This window comes from Desulfohalovibrio reitneri (genome assembly GCF_000711295.1).
Taxonomy (GTDB): Bacteria; Desulfobacterota; Desulfovibrionia; order Desulfovibrionales; family Desulfovibrionaceae; genus Desulfohalovibrio; species Desulfohalovibrio reitneri.
This window is the reverse complement of the sequence record NZ_JOMJ01000003.1, coordinates 2,482,024-2,503,423: the sequence shown is the minus strand read 5'-3', so window position 1 is coordinate 2,503,423 and position 21,400 is coordinate 2,482,024. Positions and strand designations below refer to the sequence as shown.

Here is a 21,400-nt window from a genome sequence, read left to right as displayed (position 1 = left end):
CTTCCGCTTCCTTCCGCTGCTTGTTCCCGCTTCCATGGACACCCCCACGCCTTTCCCGCCGGATACCGCTCCGCCTTCGTCGGCCATGAATGCCGTTTTGGCGCGGCAATTCGGATACCATCCGCTCCGCCGGCGAATCCCACGTGAACATCACATGCCAGGGGGAGGCAAGTCTGCCAATAGGGGTTTATATGTACTTTCGCGTTGGCCTGCCGCCCTCTCGGTACGATCCCCCGCGGCGGTCCTCCCACCAGGGCTGACCCAGCCCCGCCTAGAGAGGGTGAACCCCGGACCCCGGGGAAGTGTTTTGACTCGATCAAGCTGAAGGAGGAATCGGGCCGAATGCCCGCGCCCCCTACTCCAGGTGGCCGATCTTGGGGGCGTTGTAGCCGCCCCAGGTCTGCTGGGACAGGCCCACCACCATGAAGGCGGTGGGGTCCAGCCGACCCACGATGTGCTTTACGTCGTACACCTTGGAGCGCAGCACCGTGCAGTAGATGAGGGTCCGCTCGGTGCCGCTGTAGCCTCCCCGCACGTCCCAGGTGGTCACGCCGCGCTTCATCTTTTGCACCAGGGCGGACTGGATGGGCCGGGGGTGCTCGGTGACGATCATGATGGTCCGCACCTGGCTGGTGCCCTCCAGCACGAAATCCGAGGCCATGCCGATAAGCAGCAGGGTCAGGAAGGCCAGCAGGGCCGTTTCCCAGCTAAAGACCAGTCCCGCCAGCAGGATGATGAGGCCGTCCGTGAAGAGGTAGGACTGGGAGAGCGGAAAGCCCGTGACGTTGTAGATGATGCGGGCCGGGATGGACGTGCCGCCGATGGTGCCGCCGTAGCGGTAGATGATGCCGGTGCCGATGCCGTAGAGCAGCCCGGCGTAGATCGAGGACAGCAGCTTGTCCTTGGTGAGGGGAAACGTCTCGAAGATGACGGGCGCCTGCATGGAGATGAAGTCTGTGGCCAGGGAGAAAACCACCACGGCCAGGGCCGAGGACCAGACGAACCGCCATTTGCCCAGAAAGAAGTAGCCCACGGCGAAGAGCGGTACGTTGGACAGCAGAAAGAACAGCCCCGGGGGGAAGCCGCTGTAGTGGTTGACGATGATGCCCAGGCCGGACATGCCGCCCGCGGCCAGATTGAAGGGAAGCTGGAAGAGCACGTAGCCAAGCGCGGCCAGCGCCGCGCCGAAGGCGATGCAGACCTGCTGGGCGATGGTCCGCGTCACCCGCCGCCATCTGGGCAGACTCAATTGCTTGCGCACGCTTCCGTACAGCCGCATGTTCCCTCCTTTCCCTCTCTGTTCGCGCCACAACCTCCCCTCGCCGGAAGGCCGAAAAAAACCGCCCCCACGGCTGGAGGCGGCCAGCGCCTAGCACAAATACTGATTGAAAACCCCTTGCGGGGAAAATGCAAGGGGAGTGGAACGCGCGCCGGCCGCGCGTGTTTCCTGGGCGCTGCATTCCCTCAGCGGCTGAAGATATGCACTCGGTCCGCCTCGAACCCCACGAGCACCTCTCTGCCGGGTTCAAGGGACTGATCCATGAGGCGGTGCTGATCCACCTGGGCGGCGAAGACGTGTCCGTTTCGCCGCAGCAGGGCGGTGAAGGCGAAGCCTTCCGCGGACAGGCTGGCCACCGTGGCCCTGAATACATGCCAGCCATCCCCCCTCCGCCCCGGTTCCACGAGCATGTCCTCCGGCCGCAAGCCCGCGTATGCCGGTCCCGGCTCGTGGGCCGGTCCAACCCTGACCTCCAGCCCTGCGAACCGGCAGAGGCCGTCGCTGCACTCGGCCTCGAAAACGTTCCGCATGCCGACGAAGTCAGCCACGAAGGGAGTTGCGGGGCGGCGGAATATCTCCCGCACCGTACCCCGCTGCTCCAGCCTGCCGCCGCGCAGGACCCCGGCGCGCGAGGCCAGGGTGAGGGCGTCCGTAAAGTCGTGCGTGACCATCAGGAAGGTCACGCCGGACTCCCTGTGCAGTCCCCGCAGCGTCTGCCGCAACCCGTCGCGGAACTGCGGGTCGAGGGAGGACAGGGGCTCGTCGAGCAGCACCACCTTCGGCTTGCAGGCAAGGGCCCGGGCGAGGGACACGCGCTGCTTCTCGCCCCCGCTGAGGTTGACCGGCGAGCGGTGCGCCTGTCGCTCCATCCCCAGCCGCTCCAAAAGCTCCATGGCCAGGTCCCGCCCTTCCCGGCCATGGATGCCGTGATAGCGCTGGCCGTACCGGACGTTCCGCAGCACGCTGAGGTGCGGGAAGAGGGCGTGGTCCTGGTAGACTAGGCTCACCCCCCTTCTTTCCGGCGGCAACCGGGCCACGTCGCGCCCGGCCACGCGTATCACCCCGCCGCTTGGCCGGAGCAGCCCGGCGATAGTCTCCAGAATGAGCGTCTTGCCCGAGCCGGTGGGCCCCATGACGGCGAAGAACCCGCCCCGGGGCACCTCGAAGGAGACGTCGCGCAGGCTGAAGCCCGGCAGGTCGAGACACAGGCCGTCCACCCGTATCATGTCCGCCTCCCGCGCGGCAGGGAGACCATGCGCAGCAGCAGGAAGAAGGCCAGGCTGATGCAGATGAGCAGCACGGCGATGGGCTGGGAGTACTTCAGCCCGTAGGCGGTGAAGCGCTCGTACATCAGCACCGGCGCTATCATGGGATGGTAGGCCACGATGACCACCGCGCCGAACTCGCTGATGGCCCTGGCCATGCACATGATGACGCCCACGAGCATATGCCGCCAGGTAAGCGGCAGCGTTACCCGGAAGAAGGTCTCGGCGGGCCCGGCCCCAAGAGAACGGGAAACCTTTTCCAGCCTCTCGGGCACCGCCTCCATGCCGGCCTTGACCGTGTTGATGTAGAACGGCAGTCCCACAAAGGCGAGCACGGCCACGATGCCCGTGACAGTGCCCATGAGGCGGATGCCGACGGCCTGCAGCACCTCCCCGGCCCATTGGCCCCGCCCCGCCACTGTAAGCAGGGCGATGCCCACCACGGGATGCGGGATCATGATGGGCAGGTCCACTAGGCTCTCCACCAGCCGCTTGCCCCGAAACTCTCTTCTGGCCAGCAGGAAGGCCAGCGGTGTGCCCAGCAGAACGGAAAAGGCCGCCGCCAGGCCCGCCGCGCCGATGGAAAGGCCGATGGAGCCCAGCACCTGGGAGTCGCGCAGGGTTTCCACAAAGACGGGCCACTCCGGCGAGGCCACGGTCTGGGCCAGCGGGCCGGCGATGAAGAGCACCACCAGCGCCACGGAACCGACCATCCAGCCGCCGAAGGCCAGTTTGCGCACGGAAGGGAGGAGCCCCGGCGCCTTGACGCCGACGGCCCCTCCCGTTTGGTCCGCCATGGAGCCGCCCTACTCGCTGACTTCGACCAGGGGCCGCAGCTGGCCGGGCATGGCCGCCTTCATATCACCTGTGGGCACACGCACGGGCACGAACGGCGGCTGCCCCATCTTCTCCAGAATGGCCAGCCCGCCGTCGGGATCGAAGAGGTAGCTCAAAAAGAGCTCGGCCGCTTCCGGATTGGGCGCGTCGTCGATCATGGTCAAGCCGTAGGTGATGGACTTGCCGGTGCGGGTCACGGTCTCACCGGGTTTTTTGCCCGCGACCTCGACCTTGGCCAGCTTGTAGAAGGGGTCCATCTTGTAATTGCCCAGATTGATGTGGTCGTCCAGCTCCACGAATCGCAGGTCGTGCTGCACGGCCACGGAGCGGTATTCCCAGGCGTAGTCCATGTTGCCGGACTGCAGCAGGGAGATCAGCTCGACAGATTTGGGGCGGATGTTCTTTTCCGGCCGGTTGGCCAGCAGGTCCCGGTACAGGCCGGGCTTGTCGTAGAACTTCTCGGCCAGTTGCAGGACCATCAGGCTGCGGTAGCCGCACGGGTCCAGGTCGGGGTCGGAGTGCCCCCAGCTCACATCGTCGCGCTGCAGGATCTCGTACCAGTTTTCGCCATTGATCTCATCGGCGTAGCGCGAGTCCGCCGTGTAGCACAGGACCATGCGGTTGGACGCGAAACGGGCGTTCCACGTCGCGAAGTCGGGGATGAGGTTCTTGTCGATGACGACGTAGTCGGCCGAGGCCATGATGTCCGCTGGTTTGCCCACCTCGGAGATCATGCGGGCCATCTTCGTGGAGCCGCCTCCCTCGCGCTGCACGTCGATACCCGGATGTTCGGCCTCGAACGCCTTTTCCATCTCTTCGAAGGGCACGCTGAGGCTGCCCGCGTGGAAGATCTTCAGTTCGCCCGAAGGCTCGGCCCCGGCCGCTCCCGCACCGGCCAGCACCATGCCGCACAGGCAGAATGCGATTGCCATCATAACGTGGATACGATGAACCATGTTCGTCTCCTTCTTATGCTGGACAGGATATATGCCACGCCATGCATACCCCGCGACGGCCAAGAGTTCAAGACGGTTCCGTACAATCGCCTCGGAAAAACGTATTCCGGCCGGGACACGCCAACCTGGAGCGAATCGAAATACGGGTTGTGCAGCGGGGACGGTGGGTGACTCCGAGTGTGGGAAAGCTGCCGGGGTGGACCTGGTACAGGCCAGCCCCTGGATGCTCCGGGCAAGCAGAGCCGAACCTGCTTCGACTGGCATTTCGAATGCGGCACGAGCATCAACCGCAAGCCTTCCCTGTTTACTATCCAGGCCATCTCCAAGCCCTGCCCCGTTTTGTCCAGAAACTCCTTGTCCGTGACTTCATCGCCGGTTCGCCGTACCGCCCTGGCCGCGCTCCGGGCGATTTCCTCACGGTTGTCGTACAACCCCTTGCCCGCGTCTTCAGCCGCCTCGACCGTGGCGGAGCCCGCTTTGTTCAGGGCCTGCCCGGTGGTGGATGCGATTTCATTCGAACGGTCTGCGAGTTCCGACCCCGCTTTGCCCAGAGCCTGGGGAACTTTCCGGCTCGCCTTTTCGGTCCCCGTGGAGACCGCGTCGCCCAGCTTGCCCCGGATTTCCCCGGCATCGGCGTCCTTGCTGTACATCGGATCGCTCTTGTTCCATTCCCAGAAGTCCTCGGTCAATTGCCCCAGGGCTCGCGGCGCGGTCTCCCCCACTTGCTCCAGGACGCGGCCGACGCCTTTTCGCGTCTCCTCCCCCATGAGCCAGTCCGCCGCATCCTTCGCCCTTTCGCGCAACCATGACGGTCCATCTCCCGCCTCGGCCGCGGGGCGTACCGCTGACGTGGTGGATGAGCCCTCCTCGCTCAAAGGACGAACGGATGGAGATTCGGTTTCGCTACCGTTGTGCCTGGTGGATGGATAACGCTGGTCGGCGAACTCCCGCTCCGGCCTCCGGGGCGGGGCCTCGGCATCCGGATCGAACAACGAGCCCACCCAGCGCAGTGGATTTTGCGAGCCCTGGGGACGCTCGGGGAAGAGATCCCCCCGGAGCGGCCCGTCCATCTTCACCGTCAAGTCCGATTCAAGCTCGGGCTTCTCCCAGTCCCACGGCCCGTCGTGCGGATACTTGAAGCGCCAGCCCAGGTACTCCTCCGTGGTCATGGGGCCGTCCACCGGCAGCCTCCCCGGTGACTCCTCGCGCGGGAAGCCCCCGTTGCCGTCCATTTCCGGGGCGAACAGCCCGGCCGTGTTCCTCCAGTCGTTTGCGCTCGGCATGCGTGCTCCACCTGTTGCAGGTTCCCTTCAACCGGTCAAGCCGACTCCGGTTCGGCTTTCCCGGTACGCCAGGTTCGAAATTCGACGAACTTTTCGAACCTCTATCCAACCTCATCAGGTGCATAATTATAGCCTGGCGTTACCGTAACCGGCAACCCAAAACTTCTCCTAAATCCAACAAAACGGGTATTGCACGACGAACACCCCGGCCGGAGCGGGCCGACCGGGGTGTTCGAGCGGATGGTGGACCGGCTGGACCGGCCTGGGGGAATCAGGTGGCGGGGAAGCTGTCCAGATTGGGCTTGATGGACTGGCCCAGCCAGGCGATGACCCGGCCCAGGTTGCCCATATTGGCCATGCCCTCCTCGTCTCCGGCCACGTCCTCCTTGGCCCAGCCGTAGCCCATGTTCCAGTAGGTGGAGCCGGGCACGATCATCTGCGACATGAGGAACATGTGGTTGATGGAGTCATAGGCGTGGGTGGCCCCGCCGCGCCGCACGGCCACCACGGCCGCGCCGATCTTTCCGCGCAGGGCGCGGCCGTTGGCCAGGCTGACCAGTCCGCTGCGGTCCAGCAGGGCCTTCATCTCCGCGGACACGTCCGTGAAGTAGGTGGGCGTGCCCAGGATGATGGCGTCCGCCTCCAACATCTTGGCCAGGTAGTCGTTGAGGGCGTCGTTCTTCACCGCGCAGCGGTGGTCCTTGTTCTCGAAGCACTTGTAGCAGGCGATGCAGCCGCGCACGTCCTTTCCGCCGACCTGCATAAGCTCCGTGTCCCAGCCCGCCTCTTTAATAGGCGCCAGGGCGGCCCGCAGCAGGGTCTCGGTGTTGCCGCCCTCACGGGGGCTGCCGTTGATGGCCAATGCGTACATGGTTGTCTCCTTGTCGTTCTTGACGGTTGCTTGAGACGGAGCGTACACACACAAGCGCGCAACGCAAGTACCGTCTTGAATGTATGGTACTTACATTTTGTATACTAATGGAGGGACGCCGTGCCCGAGCCGTGCAAGATCAAGGAACTGGCGGGCAAGAAATACCGCTGCTACTTCGAGCTGACCCTGCAGGTCATCGGCGGCAAGTGGAAGCCGGTCATCCTCTACCACCTCTCCCTGGAGGGGGTGCTGCGCTTCGGGGAGCTGCGCCGGGGCATCCCGGACGTGACCGAGCGCATGCTGACCCGGCAGCTGCGCGAACTGGAGGCGGACGGCCTGGTGCACCGCCGCGTCTACCGCGAGGTGCCGCCCCGCGTGGAATACTCCCTGACCGACCTGGGGTGCAGCCTCATCCCCATCCTGCGCGACATGCGCCAGTGGGGCGTGGCGTACGAGAAGGTCCTCGGCGGCGAGGGGCTGTTCGACGGCGAGGAGTACGAGTCCCCGGAGCCGCCGGAGGTGGCCGCCGGGCACGACGCCCGGGCGGAGGAACCGGAAGGCGCGGCCTGAGTCGCCTCACGCCCCGGGATCAATGCCGTACAGCCTGGCGGAATTGGCGCCCAGAATGGCCCGCTTGACCTCTCCGTCCGCCGGGCCCAGCGGCTGGAAGCCGTGCTCCCGCTGCATGTCCTCGGGGATTTCCAGGCGGCGGAAGGCCTCTATCTGCCACTGTGGCGAGCCGAACCAGACCGAGTCCGTGCCCCAGCAGACGCGGTCCGCGCCCAGGCCCCGGATGAGGGTGCCCAGCATGCCCGCGCACAGGCGGGGGTGGGCCACGCAGGTGTCGGCGAAGGCCGCGCCTATCTCCCCGTAGACGTTGTTTACGCCGTACTTCTCGGGAATCTCCGCCAGATCCGTCACCCAGTCGATGCGGCCGGTGCGGGCGAACGCTTCGGCGTCCGTCGCCGTGGGGATGACCTTCTCGATGGCCGAGTGGTAGATGACGAAGTCCAGCTCCGGCCAGTCCCTGGCCGCCCGGCCCACGTCGTCCACCGTGGCGTGGGCCACCTTGTCCTCGTCCATCCATCCGGCGTACCCCGTGGGCAAAAGCCCCTTATGGATGCACACCGTGGTCACGCCCGCCCGCTTCATGCGCTCGTAGACCGGGTACATGAGCTTTTCGTCGTCCAGCCGCCATTGGTATTGGGAGCCGCCGCCGGGGTCGCCCAAGGTGTAGCCCTTCCAGGCGTCGGGCTTCATTTCCAGCGTCTTTTCGAACTCCTCCAGCCACCCGGGCTGGCCCGGGATGATGAGGCCGTGGGCCAACAGGGAGCGCCTGCCCCTGCGGCGGTTGACCTTCTCCCGCGTAGCCAGGGCGCGCTCGTTGGTCAAAAACCACCCCCGGCGGTCGTCGGCCGGGGCGTTGCTGAGCACGGCCATGGAGGTCTGGCTCTGCTCGAACACCTCGCGGTAGAAGTTCTCGAAAAGCAGATCCTGGTGCGTGTGCTCCTCCATCCCTCCGCCGTTCCAGCGGTCGGCCACCCGGCGCAGGGAGAGAAGCCCGTCCGGCGAGGGAAAGTCCTCGTGCAGGTAGTGCACCTGCACGTCGAAGATGAACTGTTCCTCCAGCCGGGCGGAGGCCTCGGCGGCCGCGCCCTTCTCCGCCGCCTCGGCCGTGTCCACGGCGAAAAAAGTCCCCAGAACGGAGTTCATGGCCAGAAAGGTGGCGGCCATGCCCATCTGCGTCTTGAGGAATTGCCGCCTGGTCATGCCCATGCGGCCGCCGATTTCCTCCGCCAGCCGTCCCACTTCCAAGGCAACCTCCGGCGTGCCCCAGCCCGAAGGCGAGGTGTAGTCGCGCAGCTCCTCAGGTCTCTTGGGCGCGCAGCCCGTCCGCTTTTTCCTGGCCATGGTCCGCTCCCTGGTCCTGGTTTATTCCACCCTGCATAGTACAGGTACGCGAGGAAGAGGCAAGAACAGAGCGGCCCGGCCCGAGGCCACGAAAAAATGGCGCGGCCCGCCATGCGGACCGCGCCCTGTTCTTATCTTTGGTTTGCCCGGCTCAGCCGTGCTTGTCCGACTCCTCGTCCACGTGGGCCAGGTAGTCCTCCTCGCGCTTGACCAGGAACTCGCTGGCCTTTTGGATGATGACGAAGAAGACCGGCACGAAGAACACGGCCAGGAATGTGGCCGCCAGCATGCCGCCGATGACCCCGGTGCCGATGGAGTGGCGCGCGGCCGACCCCGCCCCGGTGGAGATGGCCAGCGGCACCACGCCCAGGATGAAGGCCATGGAGGTCATGACGATGGGCCGGAAGCGCAGCTTGGCCGCCTGCAGGGCGGACTCCCGGATGCCCATGCCCCGCCGGTGGCTGGCCACGCAGAACTCCACGATGAGGATGGCGTTCTTGGCCGACAGCCCCACCAGCGTGAGCAGGCCGATCTGGAAGTAGATGTCCTGGGCCAGCCCGCGCATCCAGACCGCGGCCAGCGCGCCAAGCACGGCGATGGGCAGGGCCCCGAGCACGGCGATGGGCAGGCTCCACTTCTCGTACTGGGCGGCCAGCACCAGAAAGACCACCACGATGCCGAAGGCCAGCACCAGCGGGGCCTGGTTGCCCGCCTTGACCTCCTGGTAGGAGGAGCCGCTCCACTCGAAGCCGTAGCCCCTGGGCAGCTGCTCCGAGGCCAGCTGGCGCACGGCCTCCATGGCCTCGCCGCTGCTGACGCCCGGTGTTGGCGAGCCGGTTATCTGCACCGAGGGGAAGCCGTTGAAGTGGGATACGGCGTTGGGCCCGGCCCGGTACTCCACCTCGGTCACGCCGGAGAGCGGCACCATGCCGCCCTGGTCGTTGCGCACGTGGATGGAGCCGATGTCCGAGGGGCTGTCGCGGAACTCCGACTCGGCCTGCAGCTGCACGCGCCAGATGCGGCCGAACTTGTTGAAGTCGTTGACGTAGAGGGAGCTGAGGTAGGCCTGCATGGCCTCGAACACGTCGGCCACCCGCACGCCCATCATCTTGGTCTTGTCCCGGTCCAGGTCCACGTACAGCTGCGGCTGGGTGACGCGCAGGGTGCCGCGCACCTTCTCCAGCCGCTGGTCCGCGTTGGCCGCGCCCACGAACTCGTTGCCCACCTGGATCAGCTCCTCCACACTGCCGCCGCCGCGCGCCTGCAGTTCCATCTGGAACCCGGAGCGCGCGCCCAGGCCGTGGATGGGCGGCGGGTTGAAGGCCAGCACCTTGCCCTGGCCGTTGTTCGCGAAGTGCATGATGGTCTGCCGAGCCACCGCCTGTGCGCCCAGGCCCGGCTTTTGCCGCTCCTCGAACGGCTTGAGCTTGACGAACATGGTGGCGGCGCTGGTGCTGGTGATGCCGCCGCTGAGGAAGTCCATACCGCCCAGCAGAATGGTGTTCTGCACCGCCGGATGGTCCAGGAGGTACGCCTCCACCTCGCGGGTCAGCTCGTCCGTGCGGTCCAGGGAGGCCCCGTCCGGCAACATGACGAAGCTGAGGATGTACCCCTTGTCCTCCGCCGGCAAAAAGCCGCCGGGAACCCGCTGCTGCAGCCCGTAGGCCGCCCAGCAGAGGATGCCGAAGACAGCCAGGGTGATGGGCACGTAGCGGATGGCCTTGCGCACCCCGGCGGTGTAGCCGGAGGTCATGGACTCGAAGAAGCGGTTGAACCAGCGGAAAACGACGAAAGGCTCGCCCCGGGAGGGACGCAGGATGAGGCGGCACAGCGCCGGGCTGAGGGTGAGCGCCACCAGCCCGGAGATGGCCACGGACACGGCGATGGTCACGGCGAACTGCTGGTAGAGCTGGCCGGTGAGCCCGCCCAGGAAGGCCACGGGCACGAATACCGCGGACAGCACCAGCACGATGGCCACCAGCGCCCCCGTGACCTGGTTCATGGCCTTGATGGTGGCGTCGCGCGGGGACAACCCCTCCTCGTGCATGATGCGCTCCACGTTCTCCACCACCACGATGGCGTCGTCCACCACGATGCCGATGGCCAGCACCAGACCGAACATGGTCAACGTGTTGATGGAGAAGCCCAGGGCCAGCATGCCGCCGAAAGTGCCCACAATGGCCACCGGCACGGCTAGCAGCGGAATGAGCGTGGCCCGCCAGGACTGCAGGAAGAGGAAGACCACCGCCAGCACCAGCACCACCGCTTCCAGCAGGGTGTGCACAACCTCCTCCATGGAGGCGTCGATGAAGGTGGTTGTGTCGTGGGGGAAGCGGTAGGAGACGCCTGGCGGGAAGCTCTCGGCCGCGCTGTCCATGGCCTCGCGCACACCCTCGATGGTCTCCAGGGCGTTGGCCCCCACCTGCAGGTAGACGGGCATGAGGGTGGTGGGGTTGCCCTCCACCCGGCCGAACATGTCGTAGCTCTGCGCGCCCATCTCCACCCGGGCCACGTCCTTCAGCCGCAGGGTGGAGCCGTCCGGGTTGGCCCGCAGGATGATGTCCTCGTACTCCGAGACCTTCTGCAGCCGCCCCCTGGTCAGCACGGGCACGGTCAATTCCGTCTCGCCGTCCGAGGGGCGTTGGCCGATGGTTCCCGCGGGGAAAACGGCGTTCTGCTCGCGAATGGCCGCGGCCACCTCGGAAACGGTCAGCCCGCGGGTGGCCAGCTGGTCCGGGTCCACCCAGATCCGCATGGAGTAGTCCTTGGTGCCAAAGACGGTCACGTCGCCCACGCCGGGCACGCGCTTGAGCCGGTCCACCAAGTTGATGGTGGCGTAGTTGCTCAAAAACACGTCGTCGTAGCGGCCGTCGGACTCCAGGGAGATGACGCCCAGCATGCTGGTGGAGGACTTGGTGACGGTGACGCCCTGGCGCACCACCTCCGAGGGCAGGCGCGGCTCGGCGATGGAGAGGCGGTTCTGCACCTCCACCGCGGCCATGTCCTGGTCCGTGCCGATCTCGAAGGTGGCCACGATCTTCACCGCGCCGTTGTTGGAGCACATGGAGCTGAAGTAGAGCAGGTTCTTCACCCCGCTCAACTCCTGCTCGATGGGCGAGGCCACGGACTTGGCCGCCGTCTTGGCGTCCGCGCCGGGGTACTTGGCGTTGATCTGGATGGTGGGCGGGGTGATCTGGGGATACTCCGCGATGGGCAGCACGAAGATGGAGACCGTCCCCGCCAGCATGATGAGGATGGACAGCACGCAGGCCAGCACCGGCCTGTCGATGAAAAAGCGGGAAAACATGGCTACATTTCCCCGGCGGTGCGCACCGCTTCGCCCTCGGCCAGATTACCGGGGGCCACCTCGGCGACATCGACGTCCGCGCCCGGCTTGAGCTGCATGAGCTTGTTGACGATGACCCGTTCGCCCGGCTTCAGCCCGGACTCCACGATCCATCCGTCCTCGTGCCACTCACCCAGCTTCACAGGCCGGATTTGCGCCTTGCCGTCCCCGTCCGCCACGTAGACCATGGCCCCGGTGGGGTTCTGGATGACCGCCTTCTTGGGCGCGAGCAACGCGTCCAGCCGTTTCACGCCCACCTGGCGCACATGCACGAACTGCCCGGGCATGAGATCGCCGTCCGGGTTGGGGATGGTGCCGCGCATGACAGCCGTGCCCGTCTCCGGGTCGATCTCCGGGTCGGCGTAGCTGATGCGCCCCTCGTGCGGGTACTGGCTGCCGTCTGCCAGGGTCACGCGCAGCCGCATGTTCTCCAGGGAGGGGCGGGAAACCTTGCCCTTTTCCGCCAGCCGCCGCGCCCGCAGGATGTCCTGCTCGCTGACGGTGTAGCGCACGTAGATGGGGTCCACCTTTTCCACCACGGCCAGCAGGCCGTTGGAGGCGTCGCCCACGTAGCTGCCCACGTCCTTTTGGGCCATGCCGATGAGGCCGGTGATGGGCGACTCCACGGTGGTGTAGCCCAAGTCCAGCTCGGCCTGGGTGATGCGCGCCTTCTCCATGCGGATGGTGGCCCGGGCCACGCTCTTTTCGGTCTGCCATTCCTCCAGTTCATCCTGGGTGGCGGCGTTGCTGGAAACCAGCCGGCTGTAGCGGCGCACCTTCTGGGTGGCGCGCTCGAACTGCGCCTGGGCGCTGGCCAGCCGCGACCGCGCCAGTTCAAGCTCCGCCTGGAAGGAGCGGGGATCGATGCGGAACAGCAGCTGGCCCTTCTCCACCCGGCTGCCCTCCTCGAAATGCTTGCTCTGCAGAAAGCCGCGCACCCGTGCGCGGATCTGCACGGTCTGGGAGGCCTCTGCCTGCCCCAGGTAGACCGGTTGCAGGGGCACGTCGCGCGGGGTGAGCGTGACCGCCTTGACCGGCACGGGCCCGCCCGCGCCACGGCTTTGCACCGCCTCGGGCTTGGGGTCGGCCTGGCGCATGTACATGATGCCGCCGGCCACCACGCCCAGCAGAACCATAATGACCACGGCGCGCTGGATGAGGCTGGCCAGGAAACGCCGCTTGCCGTTGGCCGCGCCGCCTGTCTCTTTTAAATTCGGGTCCATTTCCCTGTTCCCCCCGGATTTCGGGTCGTTTGTTCGTTCCCGCGGCCGCCTGCGAACGAAGCCACACCGCGACACCACGGACGGTGGCGCGGCAACGGCGGACGGCGGCCGGGCCGCTGGTCAGCCGGTCCGCGCTTCCGGCCGCAGCAGCCCGTGCAGCAGAATGTCGGCGATGTTGGCGGCCTGGCGCTCGAGGCCGGTGGTGCGACCGGCGAAATAGTTGGTGAAGATGGTGCCGTAGAGCAGGTCGCCCACCATATCCAGGGTCTGGTCGATGGGCACGCGGCGGAACAGGCCGGAGAGGATGGTGCGCTCCAGGCGGGCGCGCTTCTCCACGCGGTGCGCTTCCCGGTACTCCAGATAGGTTGGCTTCTTGCGGTCCCGGAACTCAGCCCGCTCCAAAATGAGCAGTTCGATGTACTCCGGGTGGGCGTCGAAAAACGCCAGAAACGCCTCGATGGACTGCTTGAAATGCTCCACCGGGTCGGCGTCCTCCACCGCGTCCAGGGTCTCCAGCAGGCTATTCATGACGTGGTCCACAACCTTCTGGAAGAGGTCGCGCTTGCTGCTGAAGTAGTTGTAGACCGTGCCCTTGGCGCAGCCCGCGTCCCTGGCGATGGCCGCGATGTCCGTCTTGGCGTACCCGTCGCGGGCGAAATGCAGGGCGGCCTGGCGCAACAAATCCCCGCGCCGCCTCCGCTTCATCTCCGGGTCGGGCGGACGGCCCGGCCGGCTGCGTCTGCTGTTCTTGGCTTTCATGACTTCCCTAATTATGTGACTGATGGGTCAGTCATTATATTCACCAAAGACGCCTGTCAACTCCCGGCGCATGCTAAAGAGCAAGCATGGAGACCGAGGTGAGCAAACCAGCGGCGTGAAACCCCGCGGAACGCGGTGAAGCCGCAAGGCGCCCGGCGGGAGAGGCGATCCGCCGGGAGGCCGGGGCGGCTCGTCAAGAGAGCTTTCGATCTGGCCCGGCCTGTCCGCCGACCATTGACATATCCGCATATCCGGATACAATGCCCGAATGAACGAACTGGCCCAACGCCTCAAGGCCCTGGCCGACCCCACCCGGCTGCGCGTCATGCGCCTGCTGCAGCACGGGGAGTTGTGTGTCTGCGACCTCATGGCCGCCCTGGACCTGCCGCAGTCCACCATCTCCCGGCACATGGCCGTGCTGCGCCACGGCGGCTGGGTGGACTCCCGGCGCGGCGGCAAATGGGTCTACTACTCCCTGTCCCAGCCGGGAAATCCCGCCCTGGCCGGAGTGCTGGACGCCCTTCTGGCCGGGCTGCCCGGCCAGGCCGGGGCGGACGAGGACCACGCCCGCCTGCTCGGCCACCTGGCCGCCAAGGCCCCCGATGCCTGCGACTAGTCCTTCATTTCAGGAGACCGCCATGAGCGACCCCGCCATCAAGAAACTCTCCTTCCTGGACCGCTTCCTGACCCTGTGGATATTCCTGGCCATGCTCGTGGGCGTGGGGCTGGGCTATCTCCATCCCGGAGTCAAGGAGACCATCAACGCCTTCAGCGTGGGCACCACCAACATCCCCATCGCCATCGGCCTCATCCTGATGATGTACCCGCCCCTGGCCAAGGTGAAGTACGAGCGGCTGGGGGAGGTGTTCCGCAACACGCGGGTGCTGGGGCTGTCGCTTATCCAGAACTGGCTCATCGGCCCGGTGCTCATGTTCGGCCTGGCCCTGGCCTTCCTTTCCGGCCACAACGAGTACATGGTGGGCCTCATCCTCATCGGCCTGGCCCGCTGCATCGCCATGGTCATCGTCTGGAACGACCTGGCCCGGGGCGACTGCGAGTACTGCGCCGGGCTGGTGGCCTTCAATTCCATCTTCCAGGTGCTTTTCTTCTCGGTCTACGCCTGGGTCTTTATCACCGTGCTGCCCGACTGGTTCGGCTTGGAGGGCATGGTGGTGGACATCTCCATGGGCCAGATCGCCCGCACCGTGTTCATCTACCTGGGCGTCCCCTTCCTGGCGGGCATGCTGACCCGCTTCATCGGGCTGCGCCTCAAGGGGGAGCGCTGGTACGACGACCAGTTCATCCCCCGCATCAGCCCCCTGACCCTGGTCTTTCTGCTCTTCACCATCCTGGTCATGTTCTCCCTCAAGGGGGACAAAGTGGTGGAGCTGCCCCTGGACGTGGTGCGGGTGGCCATTCCCCTGACCATCTACTTCCTGGCCATGTTCCTGGTTTCCTTCTACCTTTCCCACCGCGCCAAGGCCACGTACGAGCAGGCCACAACCCTCAGCTTCACCGCGGCCTCCAACAACTTCGAGCTGGCCATCGCCGTGGCCATCGCGGTCTTCGGGCTGGATTCGGGGCAGGCTTTCGCCGCGGTCATCGGGCCGCTGGTGGAGGTGCCGGTGCTCATCGCCCTGGTCAACGTGGCCCTGTTCTTCAAGCGACGCTACTTCCCCCATGCGGTGGAGACCCCGGCCGGGGTCTGCCACGTCAGCTGCCGGACGGCTCCGGACACGCCCGGGTCGTGAGCCCTACTCGGGCCAGTACTCGGTGAAAAGCGGGCTCTCCAGCTCGCGCCCGGCGAAGGGCTGCTCCGGGGCGTTCTGGCGCAGGGCGTCCAGCTGGGCGACCTGGTGCCAGGAGCCGCGCCTTCGGGCGTTGGCCACCCGGCCCAGCTCCAGGGTGATCAGGCTGGTGGTGGCGGCCTCCCCCGCCTCGAACACGGTGTCGCCCTCCGGGCCGACCACCAGGGAGCGGCCGCGCAGGTGCATGGAGCCGTAGTCCCCGGCCCCGCAGGTATAGACGTAGAAGGCTTGGTTCTCGATAGCCCGGGCCACCTTCACGTCGCGGTACTGCGGCGGGATGGAATCGGGGTCCATGGAAAGCTGGATCAGCACCTCGGACCCCATCAGGGTCAGGGTGCGGGCTATCTCGGGGAAGTCGGCGTCGAAGCAGATGAGCACCCCGATGCGCGCGCCGGAGCCGGGCAGCTCCACCATGAGGTACTCGTCGCCGGGGATGGTGCCCGCCTCCAGGGCCGTGTCCCAGGGCACCATCTTGTCGTAAACGCCCAAAAGCGAGCCGTCCGGGCCGAAGAAGGGGGCGGCGTTGCGGAAGCCCTCCTCGCCGGGGGCGACCATTTTCATGGAGCCGGGCAAAAGCGCCACCTGATGTTTGGCGGCCAGTTCCCCCAGCCGCCGCATGATCTCCCCGTCCACTGGCTCCGGCTTCTGCGGGGCGATGCCGTATTCCACCCCCACCACCAGGTCCGGCCTGCGGACCTCGTCCTCCAGCGCCTCCAAGCGCTCGGCCAGAAAATCCACGTTCTCCCCGGCATCCGGGCTGATGGGCATCTGCACGATGGCCAGATTGAGCAGGCGTTCGTTCATCGGGTCGTCTCCTTGGCTGTTTCGAGGCGATGAATTTAGTACAGATTCGCCATCTTGGCGACAGTTGTGCCCCTGGCCCGCCGCCGGGTACCCTCTCCACCGTGCCCTGCCCAGGCGGCACCGGGACGCACGGTGCACCATTCGTCCGCGCGCGGCGCGGCGAGTCAGACGCCATCGTAAAGGGGATGCAACCCCGGTCCATCGGGGCGGGGAGAAGGAGCTACTCGGCCACGGCCACCACCACGGTGGCGTTGTCCGTGCCGCCAGCCGCCAGGGCCTTGTCCACCAGGGCTCGGGCCAGGTCCTCCGGCTGGCCGCCTTGGGCCAGTTCCCGGGCCAGGCCTTCGTCACCCAGCGGGGCGGACAGGCCGTCCGAACACAACAGCAGAACGCCGCCGGAGTTCACGGCCTCGGAACCTGTCTCCGGCTCCATGGCCGGGCAGCCCACGCACTGCTCCAGCACGTTTCGCATGGGGTGGTGCTCCGCCTCGGCCTTGCTCAATTCCCCCGCAGCCACCAGTTCCCCGGCGTAGTTGTGGTCGCGGGTGAGTTGGCGCAGGTTGCCTTGGGAGAAGATATACAGGCGGCTGTCCCCGGCGTGGGCCCAGTGGACCGTGCCGCCCGCGACCCAGGCGGCGGTGAGGGTGGTGCCCATGCGGGTCAGGGAGGGATCGGCCTCGGCGCGGGCGTGGATGTCGCGATCGGCCCGGCGGATGGCCTCGGCCAGGGCAGCCGGGGCGTCGGGGCCGGGCGAAAAATCCTCCAGCGCGGCCACGGCCAGTTCGGCGGCCAGGCCGCCTCCGGCCTCGCCGCCCATGCCGTCGGCCACGGCCAGCAGCCAGCCATCCTCGACGGCCCTGGCCACGGCCCGGTCCTGGTTCTCGTCGCGGAGGCCCTTGCGGCTGTATGTCGCGGCTCGCATGTGTCCTCCGAACGGGGACATTCTGCGGCCGCCCCGGTCGGCGGGACCGGCCGGGGCGGCGGGATTCGGGTTTCGCCGGTCAGCTTCTGGAAATCGCCTCGGACGGGCAGGAGTCGATGGCCTCCTCCACGCAGTCGGCATCGGAGTCAGCGGCCAAAACCACGGCCTTCTCCCCGTCGTCGTCCATGGCGAAAACATCCGGGCACAGTTCAACGCACGATTCGCAGCCCACGCATTCCTCTTCGTCGATGACGATGGCCATGTAAAACCTCCATGCGAAAAAGGGTGAACCCGGTCCCGGGCCCACTCCCGGAACCCTGGTTTTCCCCTTAGCACCAATCGGGCCATATGCAAACGGCTCGGGCGATACGGGCAAACCGGGGGACGCGGGACGGCGCGGCCTTCCCCGGCCTCCTTGGGCCGGGCGCGTGGTGAGCCGCGCCAAGCTCCGACCGGCGCGATTTGAGCCCGGTCTTGCCCGTAAGCCGTCAGACCGTGTACGATGGAAGGCATGTCTTTTGCGCGGAGGGACCTGTTTTTCGCCTTCCTGCGTGAATTGCTGCGCTTTCACCGGGAGGCCCCGGCCGGAGGTTCCGAGCCGGTGCGCGACCACATGCGGGCCGTGGCGCGGGAATTGGAATCCGTCCTGCGTTCCGACCCGGCCCACCATCCCCCCGAGCCCCGCGCCAAGCCGGTCTGCCGCCACCTGCCCCGCCTTCTGGAATGCGATCACGGCGGCCCCACGGCGGACGCGCTGCGCGCCTTCGGGCGGCTGGCCCCGCTGTTGCGCTGGCGGTGGGGCTACGCGGACACCCCGGAGCACCTCAAGCCAGCCTTCGCCTACGCCGAGGTCCTGGGCCCGCACGGCCCGGTGGCGGCGGAACACATGGTGGCCGGAGTGGTGCTTCTGGCTCCGGACACCCTCTACCCGGACCACTTCCACCAGGGCATCACCGAGTCCTACATTTGCCTGGGCGGCGCGGTCTCCCGCAACGACGACGGCGCCTGCGCCCCCGGCTCCCTGCTTTTCATCCCCCCGGACATGGTCCACCGGCTGGCCACCGGCCCGGAGGCCCCCTGCCTGCTGGCCTACGCCTGGACCGGCCCTCCGCAGGATCTGGCCAGCCCGCGCATGGCCTTCGCGTGAGCCACGGCCTTGCCCCTCCCCCGGGCGCGTGCTAGGTATCCGCCTTTCCGACGCCCGGGTTCCCGCCCGCGACGCCGACAAGATACCCGTTCCAGGAGCTTTCCATGCGCGCCATTGTGCCATTTCTGGCCCTGTTGGCGGCTTTTCCGCCGTTGTCCACCGACATGATCCTGCCCGCCCTGCCCACCCTGGCGGCTGAATGGAACCAGCCCATGGCGGTCATCAACCTGGTGCTGGTGGTCTTCTTCGCCGCCTTCGCCCTGGGCCTTCTCTGCTACGGCCCCATTTCCGACCGGGTGGGGCGCAGGCCGCCCCTGTTCGCCGGGCTGGCCATCTACATCCTGGCCTCCCTGGGCTGCGCCTCGGCCCAGGGGGCGTACTGGCTGGTGGCCATGCGCGGGCTGCAGGCCTTCGGCGCGGCCGCCGGGGCCTCCATGTCCATGGCCATGGCCAAGGACCTCTTCACCGGCAGCGACCGCCAGCGCGCCTTGGCCCTCATCGCGGTCATCATCGCCATCGCCCCCATGCTGGCCCCGGTGCTGGGCGGCTGGACCCTGGCCTTCCTCACATGGCGCTGGACCTTCCTCTTCCAGGCGGCCGTGGGCCTCATCGCCCTCGGCGGGGTCTTCCGCCTGAGCGAACCCCTCACCGAGCGCTCCGAGGAGTCGGCTTGGCGGGTGCTGCACGCCTACGGGCGGCTCCTGCGCAACCCCGCCTACCTGGCCATGGCCGGGGTCATGACCGCCTCACTGCTGCCCATCTACACCTTCATCGCCGGGTCCTCGGAAATCTACATCACCGGCTTCGGCCTGTCGGAGCAGGTATTCGGCTACTTCTTCGGGCTCAACGCCCTGGCCTTCATGGCCGGATCCTTTTCCTGCATGCGGCTGACCAAGGCGGTGGACTCCACCAAGCTGATGACCCTGGGCTTCGCCGGCATCCTGCTGGGCGGCGGCCTGATTCTGGCCAACCTCGTCAGCGGTCCCTGGGGCTTCGCCCTGCCCATGGCCCTGATCACCTTCTGCCTGGGCATGAGCCGCCCGGCCAGTAACCACCTGGTGCTGGAGCAGGTGGACCGCGACGCGGGCTCCGCCTCCTCCCTGCTGGTTTTCAGCTATTTCATGCTGGGCGCTGTGGTCATGTGGCTCATCTCCTTGGACTGGGGGGACAAGGTACCTGTTCTGGGGGCCTTCGGCGCCGTCTGCGGCGCGGCCGCCCTGCTGGGCTGGCTGGCCCTGCGCCGCTCCGGGCTGGTGCGCCTGCACGGCTGACCTTTTTCACTGGACTGTTGTCCGCGCTCGAATGGGCGTGGTAGGCTGGCTGAAACCAGGAGGACCCATGTCCAGGATTCCCCGCCTGCTCGCCGCCGCCTTGCTGACCGCGCTTCTGCTCGCGCCCGGGCAATCGCACGCCGCCGCCGGGCTGGTGCCGGTAAAAAGCGGCCACTCCGTGAAAAAGACCGTGAAACGCCTGACCAGCGACCTCGAAAAGCGGGGCATGACCGTATTCGCGGTCATCGACCATGCCGACGGGGCAAAGCGTGCGGGCCTGGAGCTGCCGCCCACCACCGTGGTCCTCTTCGGCAACCCCGGTGCGGGAACCCCGCTGATGCAGTGCGCCCGCACCATGGCCATCGACCTGCCCCAGAAGATGCTGGTATTCAGCGGACCGTCGGAGTTCGGCCAGGGGCACGGCCAGACCTGGATCGTCTACAACGACCCCGATTACCTGGCCCGCCGCCACGGCATCACCGGCTGCGGCGAGAGCCTGCGCAAGATCGAAGAAGCCCTGGCGGGGTTCGCCCGCCGGGCCGCGGGAGAATGACATGCCGACGCTCAAGATCGATTACGACCGATGCAGCGGCGACGGGGCCTGCGTGCGGGTCTGTCCCGCCAAGCTCTACGTCATGGGGGATGACGGCTTCCCACGCACAGTGGAGGGGGCCGAATCCAGTTGCATCGCCTGCGGGCACTGCCTGGCGGCCTGCCCGGAAGGAGCCATCGGCGTTGGCCGCTGGACGGCCGCAGACTGCCCCCCAGCCACCCCGTTGGACCTGCCCGAGCCCAAGGCCGTGGACCGCCTGCTCCACTCCCGCCGCTCGGTGCGCGCCTACGCGCCCAAACCGCTGTCCAGGGAGGAGATCGCCGAACTGCTGCACGCCGCCAGGGCCGCGCCCACGGCGGTGAACCGCCGCGCCGTGCGCTGGATCGCCTTCACCGAACGCACCTCGGTGGCGGACGTGGCCCGGCTGTGCGCGGGCTGGCTGGGCAACGTCATGGAACAGGCCGAGGACGAGGGCCGCCGCGCCTTCGCCCGTTTCTTCCTGGAGCGCTGGCAAGAGGGCGAGGACCTCATCTGCCGGGGCGCGCCCAACCTGGTGCTGGCCCACGCGCCGTCCGACCAGGCGCACATGGCCCAGGATGCGGCCATCGCCCTGACCCACCTGGACCTGGCCGCCCAGGCCCGGGGCCTGGGCACCTGCTGGGCCGGGCTGGTGACAAGCGCGGCCTCGGAGTTTCCGGAGCTGGCCGCCTACCTGGAGCTGCCCGAGGGCCATGCGGTGTACGGCGGGCTCATGCTGGGCCGCCCCGCCCTGCGCTACCACCGCCTGCCACCCCGGCCGGACCTCCCGGTGCGCTGGCGATGAGCCGGGAACAGCCGCCCCGCAAACCGCCCGAGCGGGAGGCCACCGCCAGGCAGCGCATGGAGTCCGTGCTGCGCCACGGCATTTTTCCGGCCAAGGAAATTTCCGTCCTGGCCGGGGTTTCGGAGAAGCGGGTGGCCTCGGAGCTGGAACACCTGGCCAAGAGCCTCAGAGCGCGCGGGGAGCGTTTGGTGGTGGAGCCCGCGGCCTGCCGCGACTGCGGCCACGTCTTCGCCAAGCGCGAGCGGCTGTCCGCGCCCTCCCGCTGTCCGGTCTGCAAGTCGGGACGCGTCCGCCCGCCGGAATTCACCATCGGCTGACAGGCGGACATGGCCGAAAAAAAGC

The 21,400-nt window shown here is 67.2% G+C and carries 21 protein-coding genes; 8 read left to right on the top strand and 13 right to left on the bottom strand.

All coding sequences use genetic code 11. The features are described 5' to 3' along the window. Positions 1–355 precede the first annotated feature (355 nt). From N911_RS0112480 to N911_RS0112455, 6 genes are all read right to left on the bottom strand, one after another. Positions 356–1,279, bottom strand: coding sequence for a YitT family protein (locus N911_RS0112480; RefSeq protein WP_029897609.1), 924 nt, complete (start codon positions 1,277–1,279; stop codon positions 356–358). Positions 1,280–1,464: 185 nt separating this feature from the next. Then, positions 1,465–2,505: an ABC transporter ATP-binding protein gene (locus tag N911_RS17020; protein ID WP_035104789.1), complete on the bottom strand. Its 1,041-nt coding sequence runs from the start codon at positions 2,503–2,505 to the stop codon at positions 1,465–1,467. Further along, positions 2,502–3,284 (bottom strand): ABC transporter permease, encoded by a 783-nt coding sequence (locus N911_RS0112470; RefSeq protein ID WP_029897606.1) that lies wholly within the window; start codon positions 3,282–3,284, stop codon positions 2,502–2,504. The genes N911_RS17020 and N911_RS0112470 overlap by 4 nt, the downstream gene beginning before the upstream one ends. A 66-nt stretch (positions 3,285–3,350) precedes the next feature. Then, complete coding sequence (gene wtpA / locus N911_RS0112465; protein WP_029897604.1) at positions 3,351–4,337, bottom strand: tungstate ABC transporter substrate-binding protein WtpA; 987 nt, start codon at positions 4,335–4,337, stop codon at positions 3,351–3,353. After that, positions 4,313–5,620, bottom strand: a complete 1,308-nt coding sequence (locus N911_RS0112460; RefSeq protein WP_029897602.1) for a hypothetical protein — start codon at positions 5,618–5,620, stop codon at positions 4,313–4,315. Before N911_RS0112460 ends, wtpA begins: the two co-directional genes overlap by 25 nt. 271 nt (positions 5,621–5,891) lie before the next feature. Next, complete coding sequence (locus tag N911_RS0112455; RefSeq protein WP_029897600.1) at positions 5,892–6,491, bottom strand: flavodoxin family protein; 600 nt, start codon at positions 6,489–6,491, stop codon at positions 5,892–5,894. A gap of 120 nt (positions 6,492–6,611) precedes the next feature. Here N911_RS0112455 and N911_RS0112450 point away from each other — a divergent pair, with 120 nt between their 5' ends. Next, entirely contained in the window at positions 6,612–7,061 is a 450-nt protein-coding gene (locus N911_RS0112450) for a winged helix-turn-helix transcriptional regulator (RefSeq protein WP_051694268.1), read from the top strand. Positions 7,062–7,067: 6 nt separating this feature from the next. Here the strand turns inward: N911_RS0112450 and N911_RS0112445 are convergent, their stop codons facing one another. From N911_RS0112445 to N911_RS0112430, 4 genes are all read right to left on the bottom strand, one after another. After that, positions 7,068–8,402 (bottom strand): amidohydrolase family protein, encoded by a 1,335-nt coding sequence (locus N911_RS0112445; protein WP_051694266.1) that lies wholly within the window; start codon positions 8,400–8,402, stop codon positions 7,068–7,070. Positions 8,403–8,553: 151 nt separating this feature from the next. Continuing rightward, the gene (locus N911_RS0112440) at positions 8,554–11,709 is read right to left on the bottom strand and encodes a multidrug efflux RND transporter permease subunit (RefSeq protein ID WP_029897594.1); all 3,156 of its coding nucleotides are present in this window, start codon (positions 11,707–11,709) and stop codon (positions 8,554–8,556) included. A 2-nt stretch (positions 11,710–11,711) separates the two neighbouring features. Beyond that, complete coding sequence (locus tag N911_RS0112435; RefSeq protein WP_081859195.1) at positions 11,712–12,971, bottom strand: efflux RND transporter periplasmic adaptor subunit; 1,260 nt, start codon at positions 12,969–12,971, stop codon at positions 11,712–11,714. 120 nt (positions 12,972–13,091) lie between these two features. Then, complete coding sequence (locus tag N911_RS0112430) at positions 13,092–13,730, bottom strand: TetR/AcrR family transcriptional regulator (RefSeq protein ID WP_029897591.1); 639 nt, start codon at positions 13,728–13,730, stop codon at positions 13,092–13,094. A gap of 268 nt (positions 13,731–13,998) precedes the next feature. On the opposite strand from N911_RS0112430, the gene N911_RS0112425 reads away from it, so the two are divergent. After that, a complete protein-coding gene (locus N911_RS0112425; protein ID WP_029897590.1) occupies positions 13,999–14,346 on the top strand; it encodes an ArsR/SmtB family transcription factor in 348 nt (115 codons plus the stop codon). A 22-nt stretch (positions 14,347–14,368) separates the two neighbouring features. Next, entirely contained in the window at positions 14,369–15,481 is a 1,113-nt protein-coding gene (gene arsB, locus N911_RS0112420) for an ACR3 family arsenite efflux transporter (RefSeq protein ID WP_029897589.1), read from the top strand. A gap of 3 nt (positions 15,482–15,484) precedes the next feature. Here arsB and N911_RS0112415 read toward each other — a convergent pair whose 3' ends face one another. The 3 genes from N911_RS0112415 to N911_RS0112405 all read right to left on the bottom strand — a co-directional run bounded on the left by N911_RS0112415 (position 15,485) and on the right by N911_RS0112405 (position 17,526). Then, positions 15,485–16,342, bottom strand: coding sequence for a carbon-nitrogen hydrolase family protein (locus N911_RS0112415; protein ID WP_029897587.1), 858 nt, complete (start codon positions 16,340–16,342; stop codon positions 15,485–15,487). A 220-nt stretch (positions 16,343–16,562) separates the two neighbouring features. Then, positions 16,563–17,264: a PP2C family protein-serine/threonine phosphatase gene (locus N911_RS0112410; RefSeq protein ID WP_029897585.1), complete on the bottom strand. Its 702-nt coding sequence runs from the start codon at positions 17,262–17,264 to the stop codon at positions 16,563–16,565. 79 nt (positions 17,265–17,343) lie between these two features. Next, positions 17,344–17,526 carry a ferredoxin gene (locus tag N911_RS0112405; RefSeq protein WP_029897584.1) on the bottom strand — a complete coding sequence of 61 codons (183 nt, stop codon included), beginning with the start codon at positions 17,524–17,526 and terminating at the stop codon, positions 17,344–17,346. Between the two features lie 249 nt (positions 17,527–17,775). Between N911_RS0112405 and N911_RS0112400 the strand changes: the two genes are divergently transcribed. From N911_RS0112400 to N911_RS0112380, 5 genes are all read left to right on the top strand, one after another. Continuing rightward, complete coding sequence (locus N911_RS0112400) at positions 17,776–18,411, top strand: dimethylsulfonioproprionate lyase family protein (protein WP_029897582.1); 636 nt, start codon at positions 17,776–17,778, stop codon at positions 18,409–18,411. Between the two features lie 104 nt (positions 18,412–18,515). Then, the gene (locus N911_RS0112395) at positions 18,516–19,682 is read left to right on the top strand and encodes a multidrug effflux MFS transporter (protein ID WP_029897580.1); all 1,167 of its coding nucleotides are present in this window, start codon (positions 18,516–18,518) and stop codon (positions 19,680–19,682) included. 67 nt (positions 19,683–19,749) lie between these two features. Then, a complete protein-coding gene (locus N911_RS0112390; protein WP_029897578.1) occupies positions 19,750–20,235 on the top strand; it encodes a DUF302 domain-containing protein in 486 nt (161 codons plus the stop codon). A gap of 1 nt (position 20,236) precedes the next feature. Next, the gene (locus N911_RS0112385; protein WP_029897576.1) at positions 20,237–21,058 is read left to right on the top strand and encodes a nitroreductase family protein; all 822 of its coding nucleotides are present in this window, start codon (positions 20,237–20,239) and stop codon (positions 21,056–21,058) included. Beyond that, a complete protein-coding gene (locus tag N911_RS0112380) occupies positions 21,055–21,375 on the top strand; it encodes a transcriptional regulator (protein ID WP_029897574.1) in 321 nt (106 codons plus the stop codon). The genes N911_RS0112385 and N911_RS0112380 overlap by 4 nt, the downstream gene beginning before the upstream one ends. Positions 21,376–21,400: the final 25 nt, after the last annotated feature.

What these genes read in the sequence shown, in the direction of transcription:
- N911_RS0112480 (WP_029897609.1), bottom strand. Translation starts at nt 1,279, where the DNA reads ATGCGGCTGTACGGAAGCGTGCGCAAGCAATTGAGTCTGCCCAGATGG.
- N911_RS17020 (WP_035104789.1), bottom strand. Translation starts at nt 2,505, where the DNA reads ATGATACGGGTGGACGGCCTGTGTCTCGACCTGCCGGGCTTCAGCCTG.
- wtpA (WP_029897604.1), bottom strand. Translation starts at nt 4,337, where the DNA reads ATGGTTCATCGTATCCACGTTATGATGGCAATCGCATTCTGCCTGTGC.
- N911_RS0112460 (WP_029897602.1), bottom strand. Translation starts at nt 5,620, where the DNA reads ATGCCGAGCGCAAACGACTGGAGGAACACGGCCGGGCTGTTCGCCCCG.
- N911_RS0112455 (WP_029897600.1), bottom strand. Translation starts at nt 6,491, where the DNA reads ATGTACGCATTGGCCATCAACGGCAGCCCCCGTGAGGGCGGCAACACC.
- N911_RS0112445 (WP_051694266.1), bottom strand. Translation starts at nt 8,402, where the DNA reads ATGGCCAGGAAAAAGCGGACGGGCTGCGCGCCCAAGAGACCTGAGGAG.
- N911_RS0112440 (WP_029897594.1), bottom strand. Translation starts at nt 11,709, where the DNA reads ATGTTTTCCCGCTTTTTCATCGACAGGCCGGTGCTGGCCTGCGTGCTG.
- N911_RS0112435 (WP_081859195.1), bottom strand. Translation starts at nt 12,971, where the DNA reads ATGGACCCGAATTTAAAAGAGACAGGCGGCGCGGCCAACGGCAAGCGG.
- N911_RS0112430 (WP_029897591.1), bottom strand. Translation starts at nt 13,730, where the DNA reads ATGAAAGCCAAGAACAGCAGACGCAGCCGGCCGGGCCGTCCGCCCGAC.
- N911_RS0112425 (WP_029897590.1), top strand. Translation starts at nt 13,999, where the DNA reads ATGAACGAACTGGCCCAACGCCTCAAGGCCCTGGCCGACCCCACCCGG.
- arsB (WP_029897589.1), top strand. Translation starts at nt 14,369, where the DNA reads ATGAGCGACCCCGCCATCAAGAAACTCTCCTTCCTGGACCGCTTCCTG.
- N911_RS0112415 (WP_029897587.1), bottom strand. Translation starts at nt 16,342, where the DNA reads ATGAACGAACGCCTGCTCAATCTGGCCATCGTGCAGATGCCCATCAGC.
- N911_RS0112410 (WP_029897585.1), bottom strand. Translation starts at nt 17,264, where the DNA reads ATGCGAGCCGCGACATACAGCCGCAAGGGCCTCCGCGACGAGAACCAG.
- N911_RS0112405 (WP_029897584.1), bottom strand. Translation starts at nt 17,526, where the DNA reads ATGGCCATCGTCATCGACGAAGAGGAATGCGTGGGCTGCGAATCGTGC.
- N911_RS0112400 (WP_029897582.1), top strand. Translation starts at nt 17,776, where the DNA reads ATGTCTTTTGCGCGGAGGGACCTGTTTTTCGCCTTCCTGCGTGAATTG.
- N911_RS0112395 (WP_029897580.1), top strand. Translation starts at nt 18,516, where the DNA reads ATGCGCGCCATTGTGCCATTTCTGGCCCTGTTGGCGGCTTTTCCGCCG.
- N911_RS0112390 (WP_029897578.1), top strand. Translation starts at nt 19,750, where the DNA reads ATGTCCAGGATTCCCCGCCTGCTCGCCGCCGCCTTGCTGACCGCGCTT.
- N911_RS0112385 (WP_029897576.1), top strand. Translation starts at nt 20,237, where the DNA reads ATGCCGACGCTCAAGATCGATTACGACCGATGCAGCGGCGACGGGGCC.
- N911_RS0112380 (WP_029897574.1), top strand. Translation starts at nt 21,055, where the DNA reads ATGAGCCGGGAACAGCCGCCCCGCAAACCGCCCGAGCGGGAGGCCACC.